Annotated in this window: 5 protein-coding genes; 3 read left to right on the plus strand and 2 right to left on the minus strand. The window is 64.1% G+C overall.

Features of this window, described 5'->3' with window-relative positions; translation table 11 throughout:
* Nucleotides 1-127 precede the first annotated feature (127 nt).
* On the minus strand, nucleotides 128-1,093 hold the full coding sequence (locus tag MLGJGCBP_RS17200; protein ID WP_236581156.1) for a recombinase family protein: 966 nt from the start codon (nucleotides 1,091-1,093) through the stop codon (nucleotides 128-130).
* Between the two features lie 431 nt (nucleotides 1,094-1,524).
* Nucleotides 1,525-2,034: a winged helix-turn-helix transcriptional regulator gene (locus tag MLGJGCBP_RS17205; protein WP_160097135.1), complete on the minus strand. Its 510-nt coding sequence runs from the start codon at nucleotides 2,032-2,034 to the stop codon at nucleotides 1,525-1,527.
* Between the two features lie 77 nt (nucleotides 2,035-2,111).
* Between MLGJGCBP_RS17205 and MLGJGCBP_RS51805 the strand changes: the two genes are divergently transcribed.
* The 3 genes from MLGJGCBP_RS51805 to MLGJGCBP_RS17215 are packed head-to-tail and all read left to right on the plus strand — an operon-like array spanning nucleotide 2,112 to nucleotide 3,295.
* Complete coding sequence (locus MLGJGCBP_RS51805) at nucleotides 2,112-2,420, plus strand: hypothetical protein (protein WP_236581158.1); 309 nt, start codon at nucleotides 2,112-2,114, stop codon at nucleotides 2,418-2,420.
* A gap of 21 nt (nucleotides 2,421-2,441) precedes the next feature.
* Nucleotides 2,442-2,891, plus strand: a complete 450-nt coding sequence (locus MLGJGCBP_RS51810) for an SDR family oxidoreductase (protein WP_268960753.1) — start codon at nucleotides 2,442-2,444, stop codon at nucleotides 2,889-2,891.
* A gap of 29 nt (nucleotides 2,892-2,920) precedes the next feature.
* Nucleotides 2,921-3,295, plus strand: a complete 375-nt coding sequence (locus MLGJGCBP_RS17215; RefSeq protein WP_160097137.1) for a nuclear transport factor 2 family protein — start codon at nucleotides 2,921-2,923, stop codon at nucleotides 3,293-3,295.
* Nucleotides 3,296-3,539 lie beyond the last annotated feature (244 nt).

A 3,539-nucleotide genomic window follows, 5' to 3' on the forward strand; every position in this document is an offset into this window, starting at 1 on the left:
GCACCGAATCCACGCCCGAAATACCCAACCTGAAACTGATCAGAGCGACACATCAGACGCATGCAAGATCGAGGTTAGGGGGAAGTTCAGCAGAACGGCGATAGCCTACCCGAGCGGATATGCGGGCCTACCTGCGGCCCAAGCAGTTGCGCACCTGTGCGGCGCCGTATTCGTTGCTTGTTGGCCTCCTGGAGGTTCCGGGGAACGGGGCTGGGCGACAGCCGATTGCCGCGCTGCCGTCCGTCAGGTGTGGTCCGGGCAGAGAAGGTCGGGGGTGGTGGTCCATCCGGCTGTGGTGAGCCATCGTTGAACCGCCGTGGTCAGGTCGCCGGCCTCGGCTTTCTCGGCGAGTGCGCCGGCGAGGATGGGGCCGTCTCCGCAGATTCTGCAGGCGATGTCGAAGGCCGGTTTTCCTGGTTCGCAATGGCGGCAGTGGTGTCGGCTGATCACAGCTCCTCGGTGACGGGATGCGGTGACGCCACGTCACCGCGAGATCGGCACGTTGGTGGGCCGCTTCGGCGCGCGTGGTGGGTTCATATCCACAGGTCGGACAGGTTCGGGAGGTGCGGGCGGGTGGTGTCGCGATCTCCTGCGTGACTGGTGCGGTGTCGACCCTGCGCTTGTTCAGATGCCCATACACCGTGGTCCGCGGCACGTTCAGCATCCCGGCGATCTGCGAGACCGTGCGTTCCCCGGCATCGTAGAGGCGTTGAGCGAGCTCGATCTGATCGGCGCTGAGTTTCGATGGGCGCCCGCCCTTGCGGCCGCGAGCGCGGGCCGCCGCGAGGCCGTCGCGGGTGTTGGCCACGGCCAGCTCGCGCTGGTAGTCGGCCAGGATCGAGAACAGCCCGAACATGGCCTGGCCCTCGGCCGTAGCGGTGTCGATGCCCTGTTCGAGCACCTTCAAGCCGATGCCACGCTCGCGCAGGTCGGCACCGAGCGTGACCAGGTGCAGCATCGACCGCCCGAGCCGCTCCAGCCGGGTAACCACCAGAACGTCGCCTTCGCGCAGCTCCTGCAGTACCCGATCGAGTTGGGGCCGTGACGCCTTCGCTCCGCCCGCCTGGTCGACGTGGATGTCCTCGGCGGCCACCCCTACGCTGCGCAAGGCAGCGATCTAATCGTCAGAGTTCTGGACTGCACTGGGCATCCGCGCGTAGCCGATCAACATGTGTCGAGAATACCGTCGAACGGGTTTTTCGACACATCTTCTCGACACGGGTTTCCGACACTAAGGAACGAATCTGCGCCGCGCAGCAGACGCTGTGACTCCCAGCGCTATCTGGCACGTTCTTGCCGACGCTATTTGGCACGGTGCTGTCCGTGAGGCATGTTCCAGCCGCGGCACGTTGGCGCCACGTTTCATGGCCATACGGGATCCGAGGTCGAACTGTCGGCGAAGGTTGTCTGGAACCTCTTGTCGTGTCTTGTGGGTGTGCCGTAAGTGGATTGTCATCCGGTGCACCGCTCAGCATTCAATTTTCGACCGCGGAAAAATGACGGATCGTCCCAGACCTGAATGAGTCACGTTCGGGCCTCGACATGCGTATTGGCCACGCCCTCGTAGCGTTTTCGCATGGCGTCTCCGGCCGAGGGCCCGGCCGCATACACATACTGGGTGCCATCTACACGATCGCCGGTGGCGGCATCAACAACGACAGGCTCGACCTCGCGACCGGTCCGCGAATCGACCAGGATCATTGACCGCTCCTGCGGGGCCAGCTGCGCGTTTCGCCACGCCGCGAGAGAGACGAGTACGGGTCGCAGTGATCGGCCGAGATCAGTGAGTGCATATTCATACCGGACCGGTCGCTCCTGATATGGCTTCCGCTCGAGAATGCCTGCCTCGACAAGGGATTTCAGCCGGCTGGTCAACATGCTCGACGAGAGGCCGATGTTGGCCTCGAACTCGTCGAACCGCGAGTAGCCGTCAAAGCAGTCATGCAGGATCAACACCGTCCACCACTCGCCGACGACACCCAACGTTGTGGACAGCGGGCACTCACGATCCTCGAGTCGAATCTTACTGGCCATTCAACCCTCCTCCCAGTTACTGCTATGCTAGCAGTCGAGTTACTGCTAGCATAGCAGTAACTACTCGAGAGGACGTCATGTCATACCCGACACCCCTGACGTTGGAGGGCCGCCAGGCGGTCGTCGCAGGCGGAACGAAAGGCACCGGCGCCGCTGTGGTGACGCGATTGAAGGCGGCCGGCGCGGTGGTCACGGCGATCGCTCGGACCCCAGGCCCAGGTACCGATGCTGATACGTTCATCGCCGCGGACCTCACGGACCCCGACGCCGGGAAGGCCATCGCTGAATCCGTTACGGCTGGTGGAGTGCCGGAAGTTCTGGTGCACGTCACCGGCGGGTCGACCGCACCGAGTGGCGGGTTCGCCGTCCTGGGCGACGCCGAATGAAACACGAACTGTCTCAACCTACTGACCGCTGTGCGGCTCGATCGGGCTATCGTTCCGCAGATGCTTGGTGCCGGCCGCGGCGCGATCGTGCACGTTGCGTCCATCCAAGCACGGATGCCGCTCTGGGATGGAACTCTCGCGTACGCCGCGGCGAAAGCGGCGCTGCGCACCTACAGCCGCGGACTGGCCAATCAGCTCGCACCACACGGAATCCGCGTGAACACCGTCTCGCCCGGCGGCATCCACACGACCGCGGCCGACCGTCTCATCGACCGGCTCTCCACGCAATTCGACGGCGACCAGGAGGCGGCGCGTCAGTCACTCCTCGATGCCCTGGGTGGGGTCCCGCTCGGCCGTTTCGCCGAACCCCACGAGGTTGCCGAGGTGATTGCGTTCCTTGTCTCCGACGCGGCGGCCAGCGTCGTCGGCGCCGACTACGTTGTCGACGGCGGCACCGTCCCGGTCGTGTGACCAACCCTTCCGACACCAGGAGAACTGCCATGACGAATTCGCTGCTCGTTCACTGCCCAGATGCGGTGCGTGCCTACATGACCCTTACCGAGGGGGAGGATCGCGCTGCCGCGGTGGCGACCTTCGCCGACGATGCACACGTTACCGACGACGGACGCGACTACCACGGCACAGCCGAGATCAGGGCGTGGCTTGATCGAGTCGCCAGCCAGTACACCTACACGACAACCCCGATTGCCGCGCACAACGATGTCGCCACCAGAGCGACCTCGGTGACGTGCCGACTCGAAGGAACATTCCCCGGTGGGCTCGTCGACCTCGACTACCGCTTCCAGCTCGACGGTTCCGGTCGACTCGCACACCTCACGATCGCACCGAGCGCAGACCAGCCTGAACGCACATAGACAGGTCGCGGTATCTCCCCGCATCGGAAGTACTCGGTTGGATCATCCACCCGCTATCCGCTCCCGCCACGCAGCCACGCCGAGACAATCTCACCCAGATGGCCAACTGGCCGCCGAGTGGCCATCTCGCGTGAGATCTGGCCAAGGTTCTCAAGACCCTACACGAACTGTAGCGTCTCGCTTTCGATGACATCTCAAGAAGCTGCGACCTGCGCGTTTCTAAGTTGTCTCGAGGTGTGACCGT

The sequence above is a fragment of the Rhodococcus sp. T7 genome (assembly GCF_009872365.1).
Taxonomy (GTDB): domain Bacteria; phylum Actinomycetota; class Actinomycetes; order Mycobacteriales; family Mycobacteriaceae; genus Rhodococcus_F.